The organism is Pontibacter roseus DSM 17521, from assembly GCF_000373265.1.
Lineage (GTDB): Bacteria > Bacteroidota > Bacteroidia > Cytophagales > Hymenobacteraceae > Pontibacter > Pontibacter roseus.
The window spans coordinates 327,967-352,143 of the sequence record NZ_KB890761.1 but is presented as its reverse complement, the minus strand read 5'-3'; the positions used below and the strand labels follow the sequence as shown (position 1 = coordinate 352,143).

Here is a 24,177-nt window from a genome sequence, read left to right as displayed (position 1 = left end):
GTCACAATCGAGTTAATTATTTCCAAGGGCTGATGGCTTAAGGGCTAAATTGATAAACGGCTATTGCAGACTAAATCTTACGCTTCAATTCAAAGTGCTTACCCAGGTATACGCGGCGCACCTGCTCGTCGGCGGCCAGTTCCTCAGCGGTACCAGACTTCAGGATTTTTCCTTCGAACAACAGATAGGCGCGGTCTGTGATGGACAGGGTCTCGTTTACGTTGTGGTCGGTAATGAGGATGCCGATGTTCTTGCTTTTGAGTTTGGCCACGATGCTCTGGATTTCCTCCACCGCGATGGGGTCCACGCCGGCAAAGGGCTCATCGAGCAGCACGAACTTGGGGTCTACGGCCAGGGCGCGGGCGATTTCGGTGCGGCGGCGCTCCCCTCCACTCAGCACAATGCCTTTGTTCTTACGCACGTGCGTCAGCGAGAATTCCTCCAGCAGCTCCTCCACTTTCTCCAATTGCTCTTTCTTAGGTCGATTGGTCATCTCCAGCGGCGCCAGGATGTTCTCCTCCACCGTGAGTTGCCTGAACACAGAAGCCTCCTGCGCCAGGTACCCTACTCCACGCTTCGCCCGCTGATACATGGGCAAATCCGTAATTTCTTCTTTATCCAGGTATATCTTCCCGCTGTTGGGCTTCACCAGCCCAACAATCATGTAGAAGGACGTGGTCTTGCCAGCTCCGTTGGGACCCAGCAGTCCTACAATCTCTCCTTGATTCACCTCTACGCTCACGTCATTCACGACCATGCGCGATTTATATTTCTTGAATAGATGTTCTGCTCGTAGTATCATCGGGCTAAAGTTACGCATTCTGCACCCGTCCTGCAATGCAGGCATTCGGCCAAGTTTTGCACCTGCCTGGGCTGTATTCCAGGAGTGACAGGCAGGGGTGAATATTCAAAAATTTATATTCGCGCCGATTTTTTTCTGTGCCCCGGCTTTGTTTATGTGCCTTCTTCTGCTTAGCTTGGATTTCCGATTAACCAGCCTTTACATGATGCTACCTTTACTCTACCTGGCAGTCCAAAAACTGGCCTACACAAACCTTATGCTTCTGGCTTGGCTTGCGGGCATTGCCATCAACAATCCTGAAGGTACAAGCAACACGCCAAGTGGCTCCAAAAGCACGGATGCCGCTGTCAAAACGACCATGATTACCTCCTCCAGCCTTAAAGGGGTGGATGTGTCGAAGTGGCAGAAAGAGGTGGACTGGGACCAACTGAAGCAGTCTGATGTCACGTTCGCTTTCGTGAAGGCAACACAGGATGACTATCGCTTAGACCCGTTTTTCGGACGGAACTGGGAGGAGACCAAGCGCGTGGGCATCAAACGCGGCGCATACCATTTCTACATACCTGCCGCACCGGTGCAGAGCCAGATTGACTTTTTCATTAACACGGTGCAACTGGAGGCCGGTGATTTGCCGCCCGTGCTGGATGTGGAGGTGATTGACAAGCATACCTCCGGAGCCGAGCTGCGTCGAGGCATGCACAAGTGGTTGGAGGCCGTTACGGAGCATTATGGCGTGAAGCCGATTATCTATACCAATCAGAACTTCTACCGCCGCTGGCTGCAGGGGCATTTCAAGGAATACCATTTTTGGATAGCCCGCTACAGCACCGTTGAGCCAGACATCGACCAGGAGGATAAATGGCTGTTTTGGCAGTATACGGACAGAGGCAGAATACCAGGTGTAAACGCGAACATCGACCTAAACTTCTTTGTCGGCGACTGGAACTCCTTGAACATGATGTGCGTGCCGCCTAAATTGCTGCCCTACTCCGAGCAACTCATCCTGGCTGAGCTAGAGCAGTTAGAGGTGGCGAAATGAGTTCTATAACATGGCCTAAACGAGCGGGGGCTCCTGTAAAACAGGAGCCCCCGCTCGTTTGTATTCTAGTACAGTTTGTTATTTCATGCGGATGTCTTTGATGCGCAGCTGCAGCGTCACGTTGCCCCGGTATTCGTTCTCCTCTATGGTATAGCACACGTCAAACGGTATGCCTTTGGAGATATACCGGAAGTAGTCGCCCAGCCCGAAGCCGATGGCGTCGATGTCGTAGTAGCCATCCTGCGTGAGGCGCAGCTTCAGGTGGCTGTCGCCAACCACACGCACCGCCCCCGTATCATACACCAACTCGGATACAAACACGGGTTTCATGTTGCCTGGGCCGAACGGCTCCATTTGCCGCACGATGTTGTAGAAGTTGCGGGTGATTTGGTTGAGGCTGATGCGCCCATCCACTTCTATTTGTGGGATTTTCTGGTCTTCGGTGATGGTGTTGGCCACCACCTCCTCGAAGCGCTGTCTGAAAGCCGGCACGTTCTCTACGGGCAGCGTCAATCCGGCTGCATACATGTGTCCACCAAACTGGTCGAGCAGGTCGGAGCAACTCTCAATGGCATCGTGCACGTTGAAGCCATGCACAGAACGGGCCGAGCCGGAGGCTTTGCCGTTGGACTGCGTCAGGATGATAGTGGGCCGATAGTACTTCTCGATGCAGCGCGATGCCACGATGCCAATCACGCCTTTGTGCCAGTTCTCTTTGTAAAGCACCGTGGAGCTCGCATTTTTCAGAAACTCATCCTCAGCAATCATCTGCAGCGCCTCCTTGGTGATGTTGGAGTCTTTATCGCGGCGTTCTTTATTGGACTCGTTGATGATGTCGGCCATCCGGAAGGCTTCTTCCTTGGTCTGGGCCAGCAGCATGCTCACCGAACGCTTGGCATCGCCCATACGACCCGCCGCGTTGATGCGGGGAGCAAAGCCGAAGACGATGCTCGTGATGTCCATCTCGGTGGTTATACCTGCCAGTTCCTGCAGCGCCGCCAGTCCCGGCCGCGTCGGTTCCGGCCCGTTGATGAGCTTGAGGCCAAAGTGTGCCAGTATGCGGTTCTCACCTGTGATGGGCACAATGTCGGCGGCTATACTTACCACCAGCAGGTCCAGCAGCTTGTAGGCCTCCTCCTGCGGTATACCTTGCTGCAGACAGAACGCCTGCACCAGTTTGAAGCCTACACCACAGCCGGAGAGTTCTTTGTAAGGGTATGGGCAGTCCACCCGCTTGGGGTCGAGCACGGCCACCGCCTGCGGCACGTCCTCGTCTGGTAAGTGGTGGTCGCAGATGATGAAGTCTATACCTAGGCTGGACGCATAAGCCACCTTGTCGGCAGATTTGATACCACAGTCGAGGCTGATGATGAGTTTAAAACCATGCTCGGCCGCATAGTCTATACCTTGCGTGGAGACGCCATACCCTTCCTTATACCTGTCCGGGATGTAGTATTCTATCTGGTGAGTGTACTGGCGCAGGAAGCTGTACATGAGGGCCACAGAGGTGGTGCCATCCACGTCGTAATCACCATACACTAGTATCTTTTCAGCGCCATGCAGGGCCTCCGCCAGCCGGTTGACGGCGCGGTCCATGTCCTTCATCAGGAAAGGGTCGTGTAGGTCGAGCAGGCTGGGGCGGAAGAAGGCCTTGGCCTCCTCGAAGGTGCAGATGGAGCGTTGGCAGAGAATGCTAGCCAGCGTAGGGCTTATCTTGAGCGAATCCGCCAGGTTGTTTACCACTCCCGGCGCTGCCTCTTTGTTGTATACCCACCTTTTCACCATATGCTGCTTCACAAATAAAACCGACTGCAAAGGTAGTCAATTATGCAGGATTTTGGGGCAGGTATAGCACAATGCCCACTCCCTTTCCCTGTTTTTTTGTACTTTTGCAGCAGCATAACACTTCAGCCCATGAAACGATTCAGAGAAACTTTTGAGAAGTATAAAAACTACTCGCTGGATTTGATAATGTATGGCTTCTTCATTGTCTTCCTGCTGATACTCTTTATCTTTTTCTCCTAACCCACGGCTCCTCAGTTAGCTGGAGGCGCATCGCCGCGCAACTTCCGGAAGCGCTTCCTTGCCTCCGCTACGTAGATGCTGCCTTTGTGCTTCACCAGAAAATCATTGTAGAGTTGTTGGGCCTTCTGCGTGTCTTTCAGGTTCTCTTCATAGATGAAGGCCATCTTGTACAAAGCGTCATCACTTAGGATATCAGGCGGGGCGTTCACCACCTGCTGCAGGTGGGCTACGGCTTTGTCGAACTCACCGGCACGCTCATGTATGGCCGCCTTCTGGAAATAGATTTCATCGGTGAGGCTGTGGCCGGGGTACGCCTGTAGCATGCCATCCAGCTTTGCCTGCGCCTCCTGCATTTTGTTCTGGAAGATGAGGAGTTCGATGGCGGCATATTCTTCCATAGCCGTGGTGGAGGTGTCCAGGCCGGTGTTGTCGGTGATGAGCAGGCTCAGGTCCATGGCATCGTTGGCTATCTCGCGGCTTGTAGCCAGCTTGAGGATATCCAAATGCGCCTGTGCCAGTTCAAAGTCGCCTTTGTAGTAGTTGAGCCGCGCATTGCGCAGCTTCGCCTCGTGCCCAATGGTGGTTTCCTTGTGTGATTTCTCTACTTGTGAGTACAGCAGCGTAGATTCCCACGGTTCCCCTTTCAGCAGGTAGATATCACCCAAGATAAGTTTGCTCTCTGCCACAAAATCAGGGTTGGCGCGCGGCATGCCGATGGCCTCCTGCAGCAGCTCGATGGCCTTGTTCTTGTCGTCCAGGTGGAAGGCATAGAGGTTCGCCATGTGCTGCAGCACCTCCACGGTCTGCACGTTTCGGCCCACCTCCGACAGCAGCGCCTCGTAATCAGTAATCAGCATCCGAATCTTTTCTAAATCGACGGGATAGGTATTCTCTACCTGCTCCTCACGGGCATTAATCAGCCGCTGCCGCGCCACCAGGTAGTACGGCCCTCCGGGATATTCCTTGATGATGTATTCGAATGCTTCAATAGCTCCCTGGTAGTCCTGGTTGTTGGCACTGATGGCACCTAGCTCCATCACACGCGTGCCGCCGCTGCGCGTGCGCTTGTCCACAGAGCGTGCCTGCAACAAGGCGCTATAAAAGTCCCTGCGCTGGATGTATAGCCATATCAGCAGCTCATTATAGGCGAGCAGGTCGGGGTTCTGCTGCACCCGCATAATCAGTTCCTTTTCCAGTGCATCCTGCGTCTCTTCTTCCTGCAGGCTGTTCTGCAGCATGTTCTGCACGTATACCAGCTCCTGCTCATTCTCCTGCAGCAGGTTCAACGCCTCTTTTATCAAATCCTCATGCTTCCGCCTGTAGGTATAGAGGGCAATCAGCGAGCGGTTGTGTTCGTATGGGTTTTTGCTCAATTCACGTCCCCGCAGGTATGCTTTCTCGGCGTAATCGTACAACTCGTGCTGGATGAAGGCGCTGGAGGCCACTATCACGTCCTCTGCCGCCAGCTGCGAGATGAGTTTGTCATAGTGCTTCTCTGCCGCTGCTTTGTCGCCTGCCGCCTGGTAAACTATACCCAGGTCCACGGAATAGTTGATTTGTCCCGGCTGCCGTTTTATGGTTTTCTTGACCAGTTTCTCCGCCTCCTTGAAGTTGTTCTGTGCCAGTAGCGTCTTGAGGTAGTCCGGGTAGACCGCGTTGAACAGACGTGGGTCATCTATCAATTTGCCATAAATGGCCTCGGCCTTCTGGTACTCTCCTTTGCTGAAGTACTCGCGCGCCAATGCCAGCTCCTGGTTCTGCGCCATGGCAGCGGGAACGGCCAGCAGAAGAACCAGCATCAGAAACAGCGTGTGTAGGAATTTGGCAGGTATGTGCATCACCTATAACAACGTGATTAGAACCAATTTGATTTTAGGGTTTCTCCTGAAAATGAAGATAGCCAATATTTTTTTATGACCCACCAAAGAAAAAGGCTGCCTGTGGTGGGGCAGCCTTTCCTGTGATGTTGCAGAGCGGTCTTAGAAGAACCTTACGCGATTGTCCTTGATGTCTGCTTTCTCTTTTATCGCTTCAAAAGCGTTTGTCTCGATACGGGATGCACGGGTATTTACCAGTTGCGCCTTTACGCCAGACAGGTCTTGTGCCTCAGGAGCTGGGGTTTTCTGCACCAGTTCCACCATCACCACACCGCCTTGGCCTTCGAAAGGAGCGGTACGGCCACCTTGTTTCAGACCGAACGCCTTGCCAATAGCTACTGGCTCCAAGCCCAAGCCAGGTATAGCACCCGAGGCGAAGTTCACGTCATCAGCCGTTCTTACCATCGCGTCTGGGCCGTAATTAGCTGCTATCTCATCCAAAGAGCCTTTGCCGCCCTGTAGCTTCTCGATAATCTGCTTGGCTTTCACTTCGTTGCGAACGGCAGCTGTCAGCTCCTCCTTCACGTCCTCTACCTTGGCATAGCCTTTCTCACGCTTGCCTGTCAGGACGGCCACTACGTACTGGTCGTTGATTTCAAATACCGGGGAAACGTCGCCTACTTTTGTGTCTTTGGCATAAGTCCAGCGAACCAGTTCACGGGCGTCGTTCAAGTTACCCACCAGGATGTTGTTCTTGCCTATGTTTGAGGCCTCCTCCTTTACAAGCGATTCGTTTTTAGCCACGTTTGCTCTGAAGTCTTCCAGGTTCTCACTGGTGCCTGCCAGTTCATCAGCTACGGAGTAAGCCAAGTCGCGTGTGGTCTCGCTCGCTTCGATAGAGCGCTGTACGGTAGCTAATTTGTAGGTACGCTTGGACTTTGGAGCAGTCACTTTGATGATGTGGTAGCCATACTCTGTCTCAACCGGTGCTGGCAGCAGCCCTTCAGCAGTGGCACCGAAAACGGCTTTCTCAAAAGCTGGTACCATGCGGCCTTCGGTGAAGTAACCCAGGTCGCCACCTACGGAGGCAGTACCGTCTGTTCCGTGCTGTGCCGCCATGGCAGCGAAGTCAGCACCTTTCTGAATCTGAGCCAGCACGTCTTTCGCTTTGGCCAGCGCAGCGGCTTTCGCCTCTGGGGAGTCGTTCTCAGGTTTAATCAGGATGTGGCTGGCTCTTACCGTGTTAGCGCTACCATCTCGCACATCTACCACTTTGTAAATGGTGTATGTCTCGTCCTGCGTGAACGGGCCGTATACCTTGCCTTGCTCCAGCGGCAGGTTGCTGCGCAGCTGCTCTGGCAACTCACCTGCGTGCAGGTAGGCATTGTCGTAAGGAACATCCGAGTTGGTGTTCACGAAAGCAGAGTCGTTGGTGGTGGCCTTGAACTGCTCAGTAAGTGTGGTTATCTCGTTTTGGACGTAGTCTCTGTCTTCGGTAGAAGCGGCCACAGGTATGGTCACAAACTCTACAGAACGGCCTTCCTCTACTTTATACAGGTCTTTGTTGCGCTCATAGTAGTCCTTCAGCTGGGCATCCGTCACCTTAACCGCTGAGTCTGCTATAGAGAAGTAAGGAACATACAATACTTTCAGGCTGGCAGTGGTATTCTGCGCCTCGAAATGGTTTTTGGCCTCAGCCGTGGTCACGTATACCGACTTGCTGAGCAGGTTGCTGAACTTGGACTGGATGCGGTCAGACAGGATGCTCTGCTCGAAGTTCACCCACATTGGGCGAGCCTCAGGGCCCATCTGGTCTAGGTTCTGCAGGTACTGCAACACTTGGGCGCGGTCAAACTGACCAGTCTGCGGATTGGTGAAAGCCTGCTGCACAGATGGGTGGATGTTGTTACCCTGTACCATGTCAGCCAGTTCTTCTTCTGTCACCTCAATGCCAAGGCGGTCGTATTCTTTCTGTAAGGCTATTTGGAAGATTAGCTGGTTCCAAGCCTGCTCACGAATCATAGCCAGCTCGCTTTCGGTGGCTGCACGGCCTATCTGGCCTTCGTAATTGGCTTTTATCTGCTGGAACACCTGGTCAAAACGCTGGAAATCAATCTTCTCGCCAGCAATCTCACCTACAGTGGCTGCATCGTTACCCAAAAGTCTGGAGTTTGGCCCCAACAGGTCGCCACCTACCACAAATATGCCAAGCCCTATGGCGATGGCGCCGATAGCCCAACCCGACTTTTCTCTAATCTTGTTAATTAATGCCATTTGTTATACAACTTAATAAAGGATGTGCAAAATAAGGTTAATCGTGCAAAAATTCAAAATTTTGTGTGCAACTGTTTCAAATCAGGCATCTGCCTGGAAGTCTGTGTCTTTCACCAGCTTCACCGCATTCACCCGGTTCTCGTCCATGGACAGGATGGTGATGGTCAGCGGCGGCAGCTTCACCACGTCGCCCGCCTTTGGTATCTCGCCCAGCACTGAGAATATCAGGCCGCCCAGGGTCTCGTAGTCGCCCTCGGGCAGCTCAAGGCTGTATTTGGAGTTGAGGTAGTCTATCTCGTGGCGGGCACTGAACAGGTATAGCTGCTTCTCAGGGAACACCTGCTCCAGCAGCGCGTCGTAGTCGTACTCGTCCTCTATCTCCCCGAAAATCTCCTCTATCACGTCCTCTACCGTCACGATGCCGGACGTGCCTCCAAACTCGTCCACCACCACGGCCACAGTGCGGTGCTCGGTGCCGAAACGCAAAAACAGCTCGCTGGCCAGCATGCTCTCCGGCACCAGGCTTACCGGCGCCAGTATTTCGGCTATTTGCTTGGGCTGCTGGAACATAGCCAATTGGTGGCAGTAGCCGATGATGTTGTCAATGCTGTCCTGGTAGACGAGTATCTTGGAATGACCCGTCTTGATGAAGGCGTCGCGCAGTGCCTCTACCGGCTCGTTCACCTCCACGGCCTCCACTTCGGTGCGGGGCACCATACACTCCTTCACCCGTACTTTCTTGAATTCCAGCGCGTTGTGGAATATCTCCTGGTTCACCTCCGGCGCGCCCTCCTCCACCGGGTGGTAGAGCCGGTTTTTGATATAAGCGTTCAAATCCGTGAAGCCAAATATGGGCTTATCGTCAGGGAACTCGATTTTCAGCACCCGCTCGGCTACCCACTTGCTCACGCCCACCAGCAGGTATACCACCGGCGACAGCAGGTAGTGGAGCACCAGAACGGGAACTGCTAGGATATGCAGCATACGGTTCGGGTTGATGGCAAAGAGACTGCGGGGCAGGAACTCCGCCGTCAGCAACACGACAATGGAGGCGGCCAGCACCTGCAGCACCAGGATGAGCGGGGCAAGCTGCAGCGTATCGGGCAGGAAGAACCGCAGCAGGCTGTGCAGCAGGCCTGCTATCACAAAGCCATACAAGACCAGGGAGATGGTATAGCCAACGAGCGCGGTGCCCATCAGGCGGGAAGGGTGCTGCAGCAGGTGCGTGAGGATGCGGCCAGACAGCACATTGTTTTTTTCGTCCAGCTCTATCTGAAGCCTGTTAGCGGCCATGAAGGCTATCTCTATACCTGAAAAGAAGGCACAGCTCAGCAGCGCGATGAACAGCAAAAGTATCTGACTGGGGTCTATCATGTTATGTTACAGACGAGTTCAGGCGCTCTTCCTTTTCCGATAGTTATACACCAGGTATAGCATGATGCCTATCATGAAAATCCAGTAGTTGCGCCCTATGTCGGATTCTTCTATGCTTCTGTGTATGCCGATGACCATGGCCACAAAAGCCAATGCTAATAGTATGGAGTTGACCAGTTTTGGGTTCATTATTCCTGTAGGCTGAATACGCCCGTCACTTTTCTGATTTTGTAGTTAGAGAAATCTTGGTTGGCCTGCAAGCCGTGGCCCATCAGTATCTCCTCCGGCGTCGTTATCTTCACGAACTTATCGGTATATATTTGCGCTTTGTTCTTGTTCCAGTAGAGTTCTTCTGTCTCCAGCTTCTCCTGCTTCACCAGGTTGTGCACCACCACGTTCCCCCGCACCAGGTATATGTCTTTGTTGCGCTCCTGCTTGCCGTAGTTGGCCCGCAGCGTGGAAGTAACGGCCCCTCCCTGCTCGTAGAACTCCACGTTGATGCCCTTCGGGAAAACCATGTCGCCGTTTTCATAATCCTCCTGCACCGGCGCCTGCAGCTTGATGAGCACCTTGGCAGAGTCGCTGTACAGCGTCAGCACGTTCTCTGTCTGCCTGAACGGGCCAATGTGTTTTTCCTCTTTGTCAGGGTCTTTCAAATCTCTTCCGCACCCGGTGGCCAAGAAGCCTACGGCCGCTATGAGGAGGAAGAAAAAAGTTTTCGGTATACCTCTGTTACACATTTCAGAGTGAAGTTAGTAAAAAATTGTCATGTGGCACTTCTATAAAGCAAACACCTTGCCTGTACCACTTTATGTAAAAAAGACCGTTACATGAACGGTCTTTTTTACATAATGCTTTTTATGTCGGATTGGTTTACTCTATGCGGCGTTTTATGAACCAGCGGCTGTTGATGGTCACTCCCACACTGAATTGGAAGTAGTTCTCTGCAATCAGCCCATTGTCTGTGGTGCCGCGGCGGCCATAGGCGAAAGCGGTGTTCAGTTGGTACAACTCATAGAAGGAGCCGCGTCCGATGGGGAAGGTCAAACCACCTGTAACGGCCATGTCTTTTATTTCGGTGCCGTTGATGGTATAGGGCGTTTTGCCATAGTTAAGGCCGCCCCGGTAAGTGATGCGCTCGAAATAGCTGTCAATGGCATTGGCATTGGGCGTGTATTCAGCTCCCAGTGCTACTTTGTAGCTGTTGCCGAGTTCTCTTTCCCCATCCAAGTTTTCATAGGAGGACCAGTCCTGGGTGAAGAGCTCTGCCCCGATGGTCAGGTTGCTGCCGTTGTCGTAGCTCAGGCCCGCCCGCAGGCTTGCCGGCACGTTCACAGACCCTTCCACACTATCTGGCAGCAACGGTGCGCCCAACGAACCATCGGAGAGTGTGCGGCGCTCATAGGCCGTCTTACGCTTGGCACCCAAGTCGGCGCTAAGGTCGTAGACTACGCCTGCGCTCAGGTAGCCTTTCTCGGTCACCTTTTTGCGATAGTTCGCCCCGGCTCTGAAGAGCAGGTCGCTGTAGCGGGTGCGCTCGCTGTATACAACACGCTGCAGGTTCATGTCGCTCACGGTCGTGTCAGCCACCACCGAAGAAGACTCCTGAATGATGGTACCAAACAGGTAGGATGCACTGGCTCCTACCGTCAGTCCGTTCGTAATCCGGAACCCGTGACCGAAGTTGAGCTCAGAAATGCCGCCCTCTCCTTTATATTCGTTGACGATGACGGCTTCCTGTCTGCCTGGCAACGACTGCACACTGCTGATTTGGTAGTCCACGGTGCTGTATGGCCTCAGGCTAAGGGCAGAGCTCCAGCGCTTTGAGATAGGCACAGCCAATGTTAGGTTGCTCAGGTTGGCATCGCCATCACGCTGCGATTGGTTGCTGTTCTTGATGGTCTTGTACTGGCCCGCCACCCCTACATCGAAAGTCGTGATGCTGTTGTAGTAGAGCAAGGCCGGGTTGGCTGTGTTGGGGTGGAAGCTACTGCCTGCACTCACACCCAGCCCCCCCATACCCGCTGTGCGGATGTTGCCGAGGTTGGTGTTGAGCTCTCCCAGACCATAGCGGGAGTAAGGCGAGTTACCAATGCTTTGCGCCTGCACAGCCTGTGCCAGGCACAGTACAGATGCGCAAATAAGTAAACGTAGCGTTTTATACATTATGCTTCAATATTCTATGGAGTCCAATCAGGACCAATTCAGGAATCACAAAGATGGGGTCTTTTAGCGTACTTTCAAAAAATCCTGCATCTCCTCCGCAAAGTATAACCAACAGGCGCTCTGTTTTTCGCCTGTAGGCCCGGATTATACCTTCCACTTCGGCTAGGGTGCCTGCCAAAACGCCACTCTCCAGTGACTCCTGCGTAGTCTGGCCAATTAGGGGGAATTCTGCTTTGATTTCCTGTACTAACGGCAGGCGGCCTGTAAAAGTATGCAGGGCCTTAAACTTCATGTGGATGCCTGGTGCTATACCTCCTCCCTGATAGTGGCCTGCTGCGTTGATGAAGTCATAGGTGATGGCCGTACCGGCGTCTATGACCAGACAGTTGCGCTCCGGGAAGAAGTAATGGGCTCCTACGGCCGCCGCAATACGATCTGCGCCCAGCGTCTCAGGTGATTTATAGTCGTTGGAAACAGGCAGGGCTGTCTGCGCCGAAAGCTCTAGGATGCTTCCGGACACTGACAGCCCTGCTTTTATACTCTCCAACTCACCAGACACGGAGGCCACAATGGCATGGTCGAAGGTTTGGGAAGTCAGCACTTGCGGCAACCCCTCCTGTTCCTTGAAATAGCCTTGGGCAGTGATGGCATCCTCCTCGAAGATGCCATACTTCACCCCTGTGTTACCTATATCAATGACGAGGCTTCGCATAGGTTGATTACATGAAGTATTTGAGACGGATTACCTCTTTCTCAGACAGGTAGCGCCACTCGCTGCGCGGCAGGTCTTTTTTAGTCAGTCCAGCGTACTGTACGCGGTCCAGCGACACTACCTCATAGCCCAAGTGCTCGAAAATGCGACGCACGATGCGGTTACGGCCGATGTGTATCTCTATACCTAGGAACTTCTTTGAATCGCCAATCATGGCTACGTCGTCCACTTCCGCTTTGCCGTCTTCCAGTTCCAAACCTTCTGCCACTTTTTGGAAGTCATCCTTGGTGATGGGCTTGTCCAGCTCTACCTGGTATATCTTCCTGATTTCGTTAGAAGGGTGCGTCAGCTTCTGGGCCAATTCTCCGTCGTTGGTGAACAGCAATAGTCCGGTTGTGTTGCGGTCCAAGCGGCCTACTGGGAAGATGCGCTCGCTAGAGGCTTTCTCCACCAGGCTCATCACGGTCTTTCTGCCCTCAGGGTCCTCCGTTGTCGTGATGAAGTCTTTTGGCTTGTTCAGCAGCACGTATACGAGTTTCTCACGGTTCAGCAGCTTTTTACCATACTGTACTGTGTCAGAAGGCTGTACTTTGAAGCCCATTTCTGTCACCACCTCTCCGTTCACCTTGATTTCACCTGCTAAAATCAACTCATCCGCCTCGCGACGGGAGCATACGCCAGCATTGGCGATGTAACGGTTCAGACGGATAGTTCCATCTTCATCAGCCTCCTTGCGGTTGGTCTTCTTGATGCGTGGGTTGTCCTTGTAGCGGCTCAGGTTGTAGTTCGGCGTCTCCGGATTGCTTTCTCCATCGCGGTCACGGTCGTAGCTACGTCCTTTGCGCTCATCGCCTCCCTTGCTGAATTTGTTATCTCTGCGTTCGAAGCTTTTGCGCTCTCCACCTTCACGACGGTCACCATAGGGCTTGCGCTCGCGGTCTCCACCAAAAGAGCGACGTTCTCCGCCCTCTCTGCGGTCGCCGTACGGTTTGCGCTCGCGGTCTCCACCAAAAGAGCGACGTTCTCCGCCCTCTCTGCGGTCACCATACGGTTTGCGCTCGCCACGGTCCTCGCCCTCACGGCGGTCGCTGTAGGGCTTGCGCTCTCTGTCGCCGCCGAAGCTGCGGCGCTCGCCTCCCTCGCGGCGGTCGCCGTAGGGTTTGCGTTCGCCTCCTTCTCTTCTATCTCTGTCTCCGTAGGAGCGGCGCTCTCCGCCGTCTCTTCCTTCGCCCTTATCTCTTCTGTTAAAGATTTTTTTCTCTCCGCGGTCGTTGTAAGGTCTGTCAGATGAATCTCTGCCAGTTTCTCTTCTGCCAGCTCCTTCGCTATCGTTGTCGCGGGCTGGTCTTTCGTTATCTTTTGCCATTGTATAAATATTAATGATGCAGTATCGCTACTGTACCTGTGTGTGCAGTAAGTATTGAATTATATACTAATCTAGCCAGTGGGGGTTCGCTAATCAGCCACTTCGCCTATCATATTCTCTTCTGAGGCGAAATCCTTTAGCTGGGGTAGGTCTTTGATGTGGTTGATGCCGAAGTAGTCCATGAATTTCTGGGACGTGCCGTACAGCACGGGTCTTCCTATGGTCTCGGCCTTGCCTTTTATTTCGATGAGTTCTTTCTCCAGCAGTTTGTGGATGGCGTAGTCACAGCCCACGCCTCGTATCTGCTCAACTGCCGAGCGGGTAATCGGCTGCTTGTAAGCAATGATTGCCAGCGTCTCCAGAGAAGACGCTGACAATTTCTTTTTGGACTTATGCTTCAGGTACAGACTCACTGTATCCTGATACTCGGGTTTGGTCAGAAATTGATACCCGCCCCCGATAGCGTATATCTGGAAAGCAAAACCAGCCGCTGCCAGCTGCGCATTGATTTCCTCAATGGCCTCCAGCACGTCACTTACCAGCACCTCCATACCTAGCGCCTCCGTAAGGCAGCGCTGTATCTCCTCAATGCTGATGGGCGACTGGGCACAAAAAACCAGTGCCTGGATGTGGTTCTGCAGTATATTCAAGGTATAGGTTTACTAGTCGTTACGCTGAAGTTTGGCTTCTATTGTGTGCTGCGTGTGCGGCACGGCGCGAAGTCTTTCCTTCGGTATCAGTTTGCCAGTCACGATGCAAACACCGTAGGTGCCGTTTTTGATGCGGATAAGGGCGTTCTCCAACTGCTGGATGAACTTCATCTGGCGGGAAGCCAGTTGGTTCAGGCTTTCCTTCTCTGCCGTGTCAGCACCATCTTCCAATACCTTCGTAGGAGAGGCTGTGTTATCCGTGCCGGAGTCGTTGCGACGGCTCAGGGTCTCTTTGATGAACGCCACTTCCCTACGCGCATTTGTAAGCTTCTCAACAATGATTGCCTCAAACTCTGCCAATTCCTCTCTGGAATACCGCTGTTTCTCTTCGTTTGTATTCATTATGCTATCTTAGAACTACGTTATAGTTTTTTGAACTTGCTAGTTAAAAAACCATTCCCGCTCATGATACACCGTGTTATGTGCGTATCAACAGCATCAGGATTGATTTAGTTTATTACAGAAATTATTTAACCAAAAACCGAACCACTTAGAGTTCAGGATGTTATTCCAGCTAAATTTCGTGCAAAAATAGCAGTTATATTTATTCTTTGCTACCTACCTTGTTTATTTTAATTTTTATTTTCCGGCGCGCTTTTTCCTTTTGAACCTATCTTTTCTGGAATGGTAGTTGCTATCTTGCTGCCTGAATGCGGCCATAGCAGCTGCCTTAACCAGATGTTACATCCATGAAAAAATTTCTTCTCTCCGTCTTTGCCGCTGCCCTATTTGCAGCGGTTCCCTTTCAAGAAACAGTCGCTCAGGCGCAACAGCCGAAGCGCGCCGTTATCAAAGTGAACGTGCTCAGCCCCTTTGCCCTCACCGGTTCCGGCTTTCTGGAGTATGCTGTCACGGATAGGGTCAGCGCCCAGTTTGGAGCCTTCACAACGGGCATTTCTGTCTCTGATGTGAAGTTCAAGGGCTATGGCTTCACGCCGGAGGTGCGGTATTATTTCTCCGATAACAAGACGGCTCCCGCAGGTCCATACCTGGCCGGTTATGGCCGCATCCAGAATTTCAAGCTTACGGTGAAGAACAAAGATGAAGAGGGAAGTGACTACAGTGCCACCTATGCCCCGGTTGGCGCGGGTGTGGCCATCGGCAACCAATGGATTTTTAACAGCGGCATATCGCTGGATGTGTTCCTAGGGGCCGGCTACAATGGCGGCAGCCTGAAAGTGAATACGGGTACGGAGGAAGACTTTGATACAGGCATCATCGGCGACATGATTATCGGCAGCGGTTTTGGCCTCCGACCAGGCCTGACCATCGGGTACAATTTTTAGTCTTTCCTGACCTCCTATACCTATACCTAAAAACACAGGCCCCTGCTTGTCAAGAGCAGGGGCCTGTGTTTTTTTAGAAGCTCAGCATATGGATGGCCGCTGCGGCTGCCTCCACGCCTTTGTTGCCGTGCTTCCCTCCCGCCCGGTCTAGCGCCTGCTCCAGTGTGTTCGTGGTCACCAGGCCAAAAGAGACCGGCTTGTTGAACTTCAGCGACACGTTGGTCAGGCCATTGGCCACGGCATGGTTGATGTAGTCGTCGTGCTTGGTATCGCCTTTGATAACCACCCCGATGCAGATGACGGCATCGATTTCCTCCTGCAGCGCCAGGAACTGCGCTCCCAGCGTCAGCTCGAAGCTACCGGGCACGGTGTTGCGGAAGATGTTCTCCTTCTTGGCCCCGTGCTGCAGCAGCGTATCTATAGCACCGGCGCACAGCACATCCGTGATTTCGTTGTGCCACTCGGCCACTACAATGCCAAATTTCTTATCTGAAATGTCAGTGAAGCTGTCCTTCTTGTAGTCGTTGAGGTTCTTTAGGGAAGTAGCCATCTTGTGATTGTTGCTTGTTTAGATTGTTGGTTGTTGCTCCCGCAGGTATAGCACTGGCCCCCAAAGGTATAGCGCATGTGCATTTAGCCCTACGTGCTAAAAAAGAAGCGCTTTTGCCGGACAGACAAAAGCGCTTGTTATGGGTGAGGCATTCGCCTGGCTATAGCTCAGTTTTTGCCACCTGCCAGCATTTCGGCACGGGCCTTGTATTTTTTCGCGTCTGCTACTTCGGCAGATGCCACATAGCCCTTGATGATTTTGTCATAGGAGCTGGCGGCTGCCTGGTAGTCATTAGCGGCTTCGTAGGCTATACCTGCTTTCATCAGGTACTGTGGCGAGAAGTACTGGTTGGCGTTATGCTCAGCGGCTTTGTTATACATGTCTGCCGCTTCCTTGTACTTGCCTTGCTCTGATAGGGCATCACCGGTCAGGCTGTAGGCACGAGCCTGCATCAGGTAGTCATCGGATTTGAAGTCCTCTAGGTGGGACTGCGCCTCGGCAAACTGCCCCTGCTTCAGTAAAGCCACGCCAGCGTAAAAGTTGGCCAGGTTGCCGGCATCGGTTCCGCTGTACTCATCCGCAATCTTCAACAAACCGTCGTACTGTCCATCACCGTTGAGGGCTTTGCCCAATGAGTCGGCCTCAAAGTAGTACACCGCCTGGAACATGGCCTCTTGTGCGTCCTGGTTCTGGGTGGTGCGGTGGTTGTAGTACAGGAATCCTGCAACGATAAGTGCGGCAATGGCGGCAAACACACCGAGCAGCTTGGTCTTGTTTTTCTTCACAAAGTCCTCCGACTGCGCCAGGCGGTCAGCCAACACATCCGGATTCTCTACCAGCTCCTCAAACTCGCTGTGCTTCTTTACTGTCTCTTTTGCCATTAGTTTAATTGAAATAAGAACTCAAAAATAGGAATTAAAAATGATTTGTTCCAAATCTCACAAGACCAGAACATCAAATTTACATTTTTTAATTCCTAATCCTTAATTATTTAGAGTTTAGTCCATTATGTAAGGATAGTCCGGCTCGACGTAGATGTCGGTATACAGTTCAGAAGGGTCAGGGAAAGGAGAATCCTCGGCAAACTTCACGGCATCAGCCACGATTTGCTTCTGCTTCTCGTCAATCTGCTCCAGTTCTTCTTCTGTCGCCCAGCCGTTCAGCAGGATGGTCGCCTTCACAGCCTCTATCGAGTCGCGGCCTTTGTAGTCTTCCAGTTCTTCTTTGGTTCTGTACTTGGCAGGGTCCGACATGGAGTGTCCCTTGTAGCGGTAGGTCTTGAACTCCAGCAGGGTTGGACCCTCGCCGGCACGGGCGCGCTCAGCGGCTCTTGCTACGGCTTCGTGCACGTTCTCCACGCTCATCGCCTCTACCGGCTCAGATGGCATCTCGTAGGCGTGACCCAGTTTGTACAGGTCGTTCACGTTGGAGGTACGCGTTACGGAGGTACCCATTGCGTAGCCGTTGTTCTCAATCACGAAAATCACCGGCAATTTCCAGGTCATGGCCATGTTCAGGGCCTCGTGGAACGCACCCTGGCGCACGGCACCGTCACCCATGTAGCAGATGCACAGTTTGCCCGTCTTGTTATACTTCTCAGCGAAGGCAAGGCCTGCACCCAGGGGCACCTGACCACCCACAATACCGTGTCCACCTACGAAGTTCACTTCTTTGTCGAACATGTGCATGGAGCCTCCTTTACCTTTGGAGCAACCGGTTGATTTGGCGTACATTTCGGCCATTACTGCTCCTGGCGATGTGCCAAGGGCAAGTGGGTGGGCGTGGTCACGGTAAGCGGTAATCCATTTGTCGCCTTTTTCAAGGGCTGTCACGGCACCTGCCACGCAGGCTTCCTGGCCGATGTAAAGGTGGCAAAAGCCTTTTATTTTCTGCTGGCCATAGAGCTGGCCGGTTTTCTCTTCGAAGCGGCGGATGAGTTTCATGTTCTCATACCACCACATGTAAGTCTCTTTTGAAAATGTTGGTTCAGCCTGTACCTTTGCTTTCTGCGACTTCGCTCTTGCCTTTTCTTTCGTATCAGCCATGGGTATTTGTTGTATCGTTATGAATGCCCGCACAGCGTTTCAGCGTGATTCGGGCCAAAATGGGCGGCAAATCAGGTTACTGACGGGTTTTAGCATGCGAAATTAAGAAAAAAGAAATCAAAGAAGAAACTAATGCTCCTCGAAAATCTAAGTCTGCTGTTTTTCAAGAACTACGACGATGCTTCCATTAGTTTCTCGCCTCACATCAATTGCTTCATCGGCGACAACGGCAGCGGCAAGACCAACCTGCTCGACGCCATACATTACCTCTCCATGACCCGGAGCGCCTTCAACAGCTCCGACGCGCTCAACATCAAGCAGGGCGAGGAGTATTTCATGGTGAAAGGCCGCTTCGTGATTGACGAGGAGAAGCATACCGTTACGTGTAGCCTCAAGCAAGGCCAGAAGAAGACTGTGGTGCATAACAAAGTGGCTTATGAGAAGATGAGCGACCACATCGGCCGGTTTCCGGTGGTGCTGATATCGCCTTACGATACGGATTTAATACGCGAGGGCAGCGAAGAGCGCCGCAAGTACTTCGACAGCCTCATCTCACAGCTCGACCATACCTACCTGGAGCGGCTCATCCAGTACAACTACATCCTCAAGCAGCGCAACTCGTTGCTCAAGCAGTTTGCCGAGCGCCGCTACTACGATCGTGACTACCTGCACATCCTTAACGAGCAGTTGGTGCCACTGGGGGAGCAACTGGCGCAGGAGCGTATGGCTTTCCTAAAGGGTTTTGAGCCGGTTTTCCAGAAGCACTACCGCCACATATCGGACAGCAGCGAGACGGTAACGCTCACCTACAAAAGCCAACTGCCCGGCGCCGACTTTGCCCAGCTGCTGGAGCAGGCCGAACAGAAGGACCGTGCCCTGCAGCGCACCACCGTGGGCACTCATAAGGACGACTTCGTGTTCCTGATGGACGGCAACCCGGTGAAGAACTTTGGTTCGCAGGGCCAGCAAAAGAGCTACGTGATTGCCCTGAAACTGGCTCACTTCGAGGTAATGGCCGAGCGCCAACACCACAAGCCCCTCCTCCTCCTCGACGACATCTTTGACCGCCTCGACGAGAAGCGCATCACCCAACTCATGCAAATGGTCGCTGCCCATACCTTCGGCCAGATTTTCCTGACCGATACCCACCTGGAGCGGACAGATAAAATACTCTCCGGCCTCTCAGAAAGTATCCGTAGATTTGAAGTAAAGGAGGGGGCGGTGAAGGTGATTAATTAGCTATTAAATTATTGATTATTAAATCAAGAAATCCCGATGACATTTATTGAATTGGCCGAAAAAGTACTAGCTGAACAAAAGCAGCCTTTAACAGCAAATGAGATTTGGCAATTCGCAACTGATAAAGGTTACGACCAATTGCTTAACAGTAATGGCAAAACTCCTTGGGCTACATTAGGTGCTCAAATATATGTCAATGCCAGGGATAATAATAAAACACCTTTTGATGTTGTAGGCACTAGGCCTAAAAGATTTTATCTCAAGAAGTTGAAGTCTCAAATTGATTTGAAGAAGTACGAAGATATTCAAGAGAATGTGCCTTTAGAGAGACCATACAAATCTTCATATCTAGAAAAGGACCTTCACGCATTTCTTACTTACTATGCTTTCTTTTTCTTAAGATGTTATACAAAAACAATTAATCATTCAACATCTGGGAAAAAGGAGTTCGGCGAATGGGTTCACCCTGACATCGTTGGGTGCTACTTTCCTATAGATGAATGGAAAAACCATGTCTTAGAACTTAGTTCTGCAATTGGCAACATATCTATACGAATCTTATCATTTGAACTCAAGAGACAATTGAGCTTCTCTAATTTAAGAGAAAGCTTTTTTCAAACCGTTTCAAACTCTTCGTGGGCAAACGAGGGCTATTTGGTTGCCTCTGAAATTTCCAAAGATGAGGATTTTATGAACGAGTTAACGCGGCTTTCTTCCGCTTTTGGAATTGGTGTTATCAAATTAAATATCGAAGACCCAAATTCTACGGAAATCATTCTCCCAGCAAAGTTCAGAGAAAACCTAGATTGGGAAACTATCAATAAGCTAGCAATGAATAAAGACTTTGAAGACTTCTTGAAAAGGATTAAAGTTGATATAACTAGTAGAGAGATTCGGAAGGAAAAGTATGATAAGATACTTGAATCCGAAGAGCTAGTAAAAAGGATAGCGAAGAGCGTTTCTTAAACTATATTATCATTATAAAAATCACTCACTCATCCATAACATACCCCCGTGCGCTACTACAAGAAGAAAGAGGAGATTGCGAAGCGAAAGGCCGACGTGCAGACCATTGGCGACAGCATCAAAGGGCTGCTGAAGGCGTACCGGCTGCAGGGCAAGCTCAACGAGGTGGACCTGGTGCAGCGCTGGGAGGAAATCATGGGCAAACCCATTGCCATGAAAACCAAGGAACTATACTTCCGGGACCAGAAGCTGTTTGTGCGCCTCACCTCCGCCCCGCTCAAGCACGAACTCAACATGAGCAAAAGCAAGGTGGTGGAGCTTCTGAACCGCACCATGGGCGACGAGGTGGTGAAAGAAGTGGTGTTTCTGTAGGCGCTATACCTGATTCTACGAACATCTTTCTGCGGTACTGGCTACGTATACACCACACGTATACCTAAACAGCCTCTATGACTACTCCTGATTTCCGGCCCGTCTCCTACTCCCGCACCACCCTCACCGAACTCATGATTCCGAGCTATGCCAACTTCGGCGGCAAAATACATGGTGGCATCCTGCTCTCGCTCATGGACAAAGTGGCCTATGCCTGCTCGGCCAAGCATGCCGGCAACTACTGCGTCACCGTCACCGTGGATGGCGTTAACTTCCTGCAGCCCGTGGAGGTGGGCGAACTGGTATCGCTCATGGCCTCGGTCAACTACGTGGGCAACACTTCGCTCATGGTAGGTATAAAGGTGATTGCCGAGAACGTCAAGACAGGTATGGTCAAGCACACGAACACCTCCTATTTCACGATGGTGGCCAAAGGCGACGATGACAAACCCACCCAGGTGCCTGGCCTTATTCTGGAAGACCGCGATGACGCACGCCGCTTTCTGGAGGCCCTTAAGCGCCGCGAGCTGGCCCAACGCTACCAATCGGAGTTCACGGAGGCCAAAAACGTGCTCGCCGTAGAACAGGAACTCTACAAACTGGCAGGAGAGCGCTGTAAACTTACCTTTGTATAGGCTGCTTTTTCATTCCTCCCAATTGCTCCCTATATTTAGAACCTCATTCTAATCTACTACGCACGTATACCCTCACCCAACACAAATGACCTACAAAACCAAACTCACCCGACTGCTGGCGCTTTGCATGCTGGCAGGGCTATACCTGACCCAAACCGTTGCCGCCCAGGCGCCTTCCACCCACGACGATGAAATCCAGAAGATGGTAAACGAGGTGTCGGCGGAGAACCTGCGGGCGCTGGTGCAGCGCATGGTCGACTTTGAGACACGCCATACCCTGAGCACGACCACCAGCAAAAAAACAGGTATAGGCGCCGCCCGCGAGTGGGTGAAGTCCGAGTTTGAGAAATACGCCAAGGCCTCCGGAGGCCGCATGACCGTGGACATGGACCGCTATACCGTAAAAGCCGACGGCCGCCGCATCCCGCAGGACGTGGAAATGGCCAACGTGGTGGCCACACTCAAAGGAACTGACCCGACTGACGACCGCGTCATCATCGTGAGCGGCCACCTCGACTCCCGCGCCACCGACGTGATGGACGCCAAAAGCAAGGCTCCCGGCGCGAATGACGACGCTTCCGGCGTGGCCATCGTGATGGAGATGGCCCGTGTGATGGCTTCTCGCCAGTTCCCGGCTACGCTCGTGTTCGTCGCTTTCCAAGGCGAGGAACAGGGGCTGTACGGCTCCCGCCACATGGCTGAGCGCGTGAAGAAGGAAGGCTGGAACCTGGTGGCGGTGCTCAACAACGACATCGTGGGCAACTCCTACTCCGCCGAAATGGGCACACACGACAATACTCGCGTGCGCGTGTTCAGCGAGGCCACACCATCCAACGAGACAGAAGAGCAGGCACGTCTGCGCCGCACCCTGGGCTCTGAGAACGACGGCCCGAGTCGCAACCTGGCCCGCTACATGAAAATGGCCGGAGAAGCTTATGTGGACCAGATTGAGGTGATTCTAGGTTACCGTCCGGACCGTTTCCTGCGTGGCGGCGACCACACACCCTTCAACCAGCAGGGCTACGCGGCTGTGCGCATGAGCGAGATGAACGAGGACTTCGACCACCAGCACCAGGACGTGCGCAAAGAAAATGGAAAGCAGTACGGCGACTTGATTGAGTTCATGGACTTCGAGTACCTGCGCAAGAACACAGCCGTGAACCTGGCCACGATGGCGAACTTGGGTATGGCGCCTGCGGCGCCCCAAAAAGTGGGCGTGCTGACCTCTGGCCTGACGAACAAAACCGACCTGCAGTGGGAGGCCTCCTCTAAAGGCAAGAAACCAACCGGTTACTATGTGCTCATGCGCGAAACCAACAGCCCTACCTGGGACAAGAAGTTCTTCGTGAAGGACACTAAAGTGACGCTGCCTTACTCCAAGGACAACTATTTCTTTGCGGTGCAGGCCACCGACGCGCAAGGCCATACCAGTCTGCCAGTGCTGCCGGTGCCGGTGCGCTAGGTATAGCCATAGGTATAAACAGAAGAGGCCGGTGCTGTAAATAGCACCGGCCTCTTCTGTTTAGTGTGATTTAGTCTCTGTTTACCAACTTGTTGAAGTTACCGTTGGGGTCGTGGAGCAGGGCGAGCTTGCTGTTGTCAAACTCCTTGAAGAACTCCTCCCAACTGACCTCCTCGAAGGTATCGTTGCTGTCGCTCTTGCCGGGGAAATGTATGCGTAGGAGGCCTTCTCCGCTGCCGTCTTTCTCGGTGCCTTTGATGATGGACGGAACGCCGCCATGCTTCTCGGCCCATTCCTGAATCTCCTTGTGGTTTGTTGTTTTCTTAGCTTCGCTCATCGTTTTGCTCTGGTTAAAGGTTCGGAAATCATGTATAGGCTATACGAACCACAACAGACAGGGTATAGCCCGGCGGCAAAACAGAAAAGCAACCCTATGAGGAGTTGCTTTTCTGAACGGTTATTAGGTAGTAGGTAGTAGATATACTAGCTTACATCTTTGAGATTTTGGCCGCAGCCGACACATTGGAGCTTACCTGCGGACTGCCTTTGTATTCTACTTTGGAGGCGCCTGAGGCGTTGATGTCCAGTCTGTCTTTCGCGAACACACGCACCTTGCTAGCGCCGCTGGCGTCTATGCGGGCTGTTTTGGCCTCAAGTTCGCTCATGTTCACGCTGGACGCCCCCGAAAGGTCCATGACCATCTCATCTGCACGACCCGTGATTTCCACTTTGCTGGCGCCGCTCAAATCGGCATTCAGCTTCTTGGTGTTGATGGCGAGCGTCACTTTGGAGCCGCCGCTCAGGTCCAGGGTAAAGGCGTCGGCCTTGAAAGTGGATTTGCCCGTCACCTTCACACCGCCGCTGATGTCCACCTTGTTCAGCTCCCTGACGGTGATGTAGGCTTTCATGCCCTTGTTGGTGCTGATGCTGCCCTCGTTGTAGATGTGCAGCACCCCATTCTTCACCTCGGTCTTGATGTTGTTGAGCAGGTTCTCCTGCGCCTCTATACGCACGCCTTCTTGGCTGCCCTGCGTGAGCTCTACCGCGAAGCCGCCGCTCACGTCAATGCCTTTGAAGCCCGACACATTCCGGGTCTGTGACTTGAGTTCGCCTTCTCCCTGGATTTGGTTCCGTTGCGCCATGGCGGGCAGGTCTGCCAGCAGGAGGGCCAGAACCAGGACGGCTAATGTGGTGGTGTAGAATTTGATAATCTTCATAGTGGTTTTGGTTAAGGTTTCTTCATGAGGGGGTTCTCTGCCTTGGAACCGGAATCTGACTAAAAGATGCTGAAAATCGGCAATGGTTGCCTCAAGCCCTAAAAAAATTTACGATGGAGA

The 24,177-nt window shown here is 52.6% G+C and carries 24 protein-coding genes; 7 read left to right on the top strand and 17 right to left on the bottom strand.

From position 1 onward, the window contains the following. Positions 1-70 precede the first annotated feature (70 nt). Entirely contained in the window at positions 71-802 is a 732-nt protein-coding gene (gene lptB, locus B051_RS0101565) for an LPS export ABC transporter ATP-binding protein (RefSeq protein WP_026236121.1), read from the bottom strand. Between the two features lie 202 nt (positions 803-1,004). Between lptB and B051_RS0101560 the strand changes: the two genes are divergently transcribed. After that, a complete protein-coding gene (locus B051_RS0101560) occupies positions 1,005-1,841 on the top strand; it encodes a glycoside hydrolase family 25 protein (protein WP_018476417.1) in 837 nt (278 codons plus the stop codon). Positions 1,842-1,919: 78 nt separating this feature from the next. Here the strand turns inward: B051_RS0101560 and recJ are convergent, their stop codons facing one another. The 11 genes from recJ to B051_RS0101500 form a co-directional block, all read right to left on the bottom strand. After that, positions 1,920-3,626, bottom strand: a complete 1,707-nt coding sequence (gene recJ / locus B051_RS0101555; protein WP_026236120.1) for a single-stranded-DNA-specific exonuclease RecJ — start codon at positions 3,624-3,626, stop codon at positions 1,920-1,922. A 251-nt stretch (positions 3,627-3,877) separates the two neighbouring features. Continuing rightward, on the bottom strand, positions 3,878-5,704 hold the full coding sequence (locus B051_RS0101545) for a tetratricopeptide repeat protein (protein WP_018476414.1): 1,827 nt from the start codon (positions 5,702-5,704) through the stop codon (positions 3,878-3,880). A gap of 141 nt (positions 5,705-5,845) precedes the next feature. Beyond that, positions 5,846-7,957, bottom strand: coding sequence for a peptidylprolyl isomerase (locus B051_RS0101540; protein WP_018476413.1), 2,112 nt, complete (start codon positions 7,955-7,957; stop codon positions 5,846-5,848). Between the two features lie 81 nt (positions 7,958-8,038). Beyond that, a complete protein-coding gene (locus B051_RS0101535) occupies positions 8,039-9,331 on the bottom strand; it encodes a hemolysin family protein (protein WP_018476412.1) in 1,293 nt (430 codons plus the stop codon). Positions 9,332-9,349: 18 nt separating this feature from the next. Next, a complete protein-coding gene (locus tag B051_RS22345) occupies positions 9,350-9,520 on the bottom strand; it encodes a hypothetical protein (RefSeq protein WP_018476411.1) in 171 nt (56 codons plus the stop codon). Further along, positions 9,520-10,071: an LPS export ABC transporter periplasmic protein LptC gene (gene lptC / locus B051_RS0101525; RefSeq protein WP_018476410.1), complete on the bottom strand. Its 552-nt coding sequence runs from the start codon at positions 10,069-10,071 to the stop codon at positions 9,520-9,522. The genes B051_RS22345 and lptC overlap by 1 nt, the downstream gene beginning before the upstream one ends. A 133-nt stretch (positions 10,072-10,204) precedes the next feature. Next, entirely contained in the window at positions 10,205-11,497 is a 1,293-nt protein-coding gene (locus tag B051_RS0101520; RefSeq protein ID WP_018476409.1) for an OmpP1/FadL family transporter, read from the bottom strand. Beyond that, positions 11,490-12,209: a type III pantothenate kinase gene (locus B051_RS0101515; protein ID WP_018476408.1), complete on the bottom strand. Its 720-nt coding sequence runs from the start codon at positions 12,207-12,209 to the stop codon at positions 11,490-11,492. The genes B051_RS0101520 and B051_RS0101515 overlap by 8 nt, the downstream gene beginning before the upstream one ends. A gap of 7 nt (positions 12,210-12,216) precedes the next feature. Beyond that, positions 12,217-13,575, bottom strand: coding sequence for a pseudouridine synthase (locus B051_RS0101510; RefSeq protein ID WP_018476407.1), 1,359 nt, complete (start codon positions 13,573-13,575; stop codon positions 12,217-12,219). 89 nt (positions 13,576-13,664) lie between these two features. Then, positions 13,665-14,225 (bottom strand): SMC-Scp complex subunit ScpB, encoded by a 561-nt coding sequence (scpB, locus tag B051_RS0101505; RefSeq protein WP_018476406.1) that lies wholly within the window; start codon positions 14,223-14,225, stop codon positions 13,665-13,667. A 12-nt stretch (positions 14,226-14,237) separates the two neighbouring features. After that, the gene (locus B051_RS0101500) at positions 14,238-14,627 is read right to left on the bottom strand and encodes a TraR/DksA family transcriptional regulator (protein WP_018476405.1); all 390 of its coding nucleotides are present in this window, start codon (positions 14,625-14,627) and stop codon (positions 14,238-14,240) included. A 347-nt stretch (positions 14,628-14,974) separates the two neighbouring features. On the opposite strand from B051_RS0101500, the gene B051_RS0101495 reads away from it, so the two are divergent. Further along, a complete protein-coding gene (locus B051_RS0101495) occupies positions 14,975-15,571 on the top strand; it encodes a DUF3575 domain-containing protein (RefSeq protein ID WP_018476404.1) in 597 nt (198 codons plus the stop codon). Between the two features lie 73 nt (positions 15,572-15,644). Here the strand turns inward: B051_RS0101495 and ribH are convergent, their stop codons facing one another. The 3 genes from ribH to pdhA form a co-directional block, all read right to left on the bottom strand. After that, complete coding sequence (ribH, locus tag B051_RS0101490) at positions 15,645-16,121, bottom strand: 6,7-dimethyl-8-ribityllumazine synthase (RefSeq protein ID WP_018476403.1); 477 nt, start codon at positions 16,119-16,121, stop codon at positions 15,645-15,647. 167 nt (positions 16,122-16,288) lie between these two features. Next, positions 16,289-17,002 carry a tetratricopeptide repeat protein gene (locus B051_RS0101485; protein ID WP_018476402.1) on the bottom strand — a complete coding sequence of 238 codons (714 nt, stop codon included), beginning with the start codon at positions 17,000-17,002 and terminating at the stop codon, positions 16,289-16,291. A 117-nt stretch (positions 17,003-17,119) separates the two neighbouring features. Next, positions 17,120-18,166 (bottom strand): pyruvate dehydrogenase (acetyl-transferring) E1 component subunit alpha, encoded by a 1,047-nt coding sequence (gene pdhA, locus B051_RS0101480; RefSeq protein ID WP_018476401.1) that lies wholly within the window; start codon positions 18,164-18,166, stop codon positions 17,120-17,122. A 132-nt stretch (positions 18,167-18,298) separates the two neighbouring features. On the opposite strand from pdhA, the gene recF reads away from it, so the two are divergent. The 5 genes from recF to B051_RS0101455 all read left to right on the top strand — a co-directional run bounded on the left by recF (position 18,299) and on the right by B051_RS0101455 (position 22,840). Next, positions 18,299-19,405 (top strand): DNA replication/repair protein RecF, encoded by a 1,107-nt coding sequence (recF, locus tag B051_RS0101475; RefSeq protein ID WP_018476400.1) that lies wholly within the window; start codon positions 18,299-18,301, stop codon positions 19,403-19,405. Between the two features lie 36 nt (positions 19,406-19,441). Next, positions 19,442-20,371 (top strand): COG2958 family protein, encoded by a 930-nt coding sequence (locus B051_RS0101470; RefSeq protein ID WP_018476399.1) that lies wholly within the window; start codon positions 19,442-19,444, stop codon positions 20,369-20,371. A gap of 48 nt (positions 20,372-20,419) precedes the next feature. After that, positions 20,420-20,743 carry a DUF721 domain-containing protein gene (locus tag B051_RS0101465; protein ID WP_018476398.1) on the top strand — a complete coding sequence of 108 codons (324 nt, stop codon included), beginning with the start codon at positions 20,420-20,422 and terminating at the stop codon, positions 20,741-20,743. A gap of 77 nt (positions 20,744-20,820) precedes the next feature. Beyond that, positions 20,821-21,378, top strand: coding sequence for an acyl-CoA thioesterase (locus tag B051_RS0101460; RefSeq protein ID WP_018476397.1), 558 nt, complete (start codon positions 20,821-20,823; stop codon positions 21,376-21,378). An 85-nt stretch (positions 21,379-21,463) separates the two neighbouring features. Further along, complete coding sequence (locus B051_RS0101455; RefSeq protein ID WP_018476396.1) at positions 21,464-22,840, top strand: M20/M25/M40 family metallo-hydrolase; 1,377 nt, start codon at positions 21,464-21,466, stop codon at positions 22,838-22,840. A gap of 70 nt (positions 22,841-22,910) precedes the next feature. Here the strand turns inward: B051_RS0101455 and B051_RS0101450 are convergent, their stop codons facing one another. Further along, entirely contained in the window at positions 22,911-23,177 is a 267-nt protein-coding gene (locus B051_RS0101450) for a hypothetical protein (protein ID WP_018476395.1), read from the bottom strand. A 151-nt stretch (positions 23,178-23,328) separates the two neighbouring features. After that, positions 23,329-24,057, bottom strand: a complete 729-nt coding sequence (locus B051_RS0101445) for a head GIN domain-containing protein (RefSeq protein ID WP_018476394.1) — start codon at positions 24,055-24,057, stop codon at positions 23,329-23,331. Positions 24,058-24,177 lie beyond the last annotated feature (120 nt).

Excerpts from the sequence above, each read along its gene's own strand:
- lptB (WP_026236121.1), bottom strand. The coding sequence starts at position 802 with ATGATACTACGAGCAGAACATCTATTCAAGAAATATAAATCGCGCATG.
- B051_RS0101560 (WP_018476417.1), top strand. The coding sequence starts at position 1,005 with ATGATGCTACCTTTACTCTACCTGGCAGTCCAAAAACTGGCCTACACA.
- recJ (WP_026236120.1), bottom strand. The coding sequence starts at position 3,626 with ATGGTGAAAAGGTGGGTATACAACAAAGAGGCAGCGCCGGGAGTGGTA.
- B051_RS0101545 (WP_018476414.1), bottom strand. The coding sequence starts at position 5,704 with ATGCACATACCTGCCAAATTCCTACACACGCTGTTTCTGATGCTGGTT.
- B051_RS0101540 (WP_018476413.1), bottom strand. The coding sequence starts at position 7,957 with ATGGCATTAATTAACAAGATTAGAGAAAAGTCGGGTTGGGCTATCGGC.
- B051_RS0101535 (WP_018476412.1), bottom strand. The coding sequence starts at position 9,331 with ATGATAGACCCCAGTCAGATACTTTTGCTGTTCATCGCGCTGCTGAGC.
- B051_RS22345 (WP_018476411.1), bottom strand. The coding sequence starts at position 9,520 with ATGAACCCAAAACTGGTCAACTCCATACTATTAGCATTGGCTTTTGTG.
- lptC (WP_018476410.1), bottom strand. The coding sequence starts at position 10,071 with ATGTGTAACAGAGGTATACCGAAAACTTTTTTCTTCCTCCTCATAGCG.
- B051_RS0101520 (WP_018476409.1), bottom strand. The coding sequence starts at position 11,497 with ATGTATAAAACGCTACGTTTACTTATTTGCGCATCTGTACTGTGCCTG.
- B051_RS0101515 (WP_018476408.1), bottom strand. The coding sequence starts at position 12,209 with ATGCGAAGCCTCGTCATTGATATAGGTAACACAGGGGTGAAGTATGGC.
- B051_RS0101510 (WP_018476407.1), bottom strand. The coding sequence starts at position 13,575 with ATGGCAAAAGATAACGAAAGACCAGCCCGCGACAACGATAGCGAAGGA.
- B051_RS0101500 (WP_018476405.1), bottom strand. The coding sequence starts at position 14,627 with ATGAATACAAACGAAGAGAAACAGCGGTATTCCAGAGAGGAATTGGCA.
- B051_RS0101495 (WP_018476404.1), top strand. The coding sequence starts at position 14,975 with ATGAAAAAATTTCTTCTCTCCGTCTTTGCCGCTGCCCTATTTGCAGCG.
- ribH (WP_018476403.1), bottom strand. The coding sequence starts at position 16,121 with ATGGCTACTTCCCTAAAGAACCTCAACGACTACAAGAAGGACAGCTTC.
- B051_RS0101485 (WP_018476402.1), bottom strand. The coding sequence starts at position 17,002 with ATGGCAAAAGAGACAGTAAAGAAGCACAGCGAGTTTGAGGAGCTGGTA.
- pdhA (WP_018476401.1), bottom strand. The coding sequence starts at position 18,166 with ATGGCTGATACGAAAGAAAAGGCAAGAGCGAAGTCGCAGAAAGCAAAG.
- recF (WP_018476400.1), top strand. The coding sequence starts at position 18,299 with ATGCTCCTCGAAAATCTAAGTCTGCTGTTTTTCAAGAACTACGACGAT.
- B051_RS0101470 (WP_018476399.1), top strand. The coding sequence starts at position 19,442 with ATGACATTTATTGAATTGGCCGAAAAAGTACTAGCTGAACAAAAGCAG.
- B051_RS0101460 (WP_018476397.1), top strand. The coding sequence starts at position 20,821 with ATGACTACTCCTGATTTCCGGCCCGTCTCCTACTCCCGCACCACCCTC.
- B051_RS0101455 (WP_018476396.1), top strand. The coding sequence starts at position 21,464 with ATGACCTACAAAACCAAACTCACCCGACTGCTGGCGCTTTGCATGCTG.
- B051_RS0101450 (WP_018476395.1), bottom strand. The coding sequence starts at position 23,177 with ATGAGCGAAGCTAAGAAAACAACAAACCACAAGGAGATTCAGGAATGG.
- B051_RS0101445 (WP_018476394.1), bottom strand. The coding sequence starts at position 24,057 with ATGAAGATTATCAAATTCTACACCACCACATTAGCCGTCCTGGTTCTG.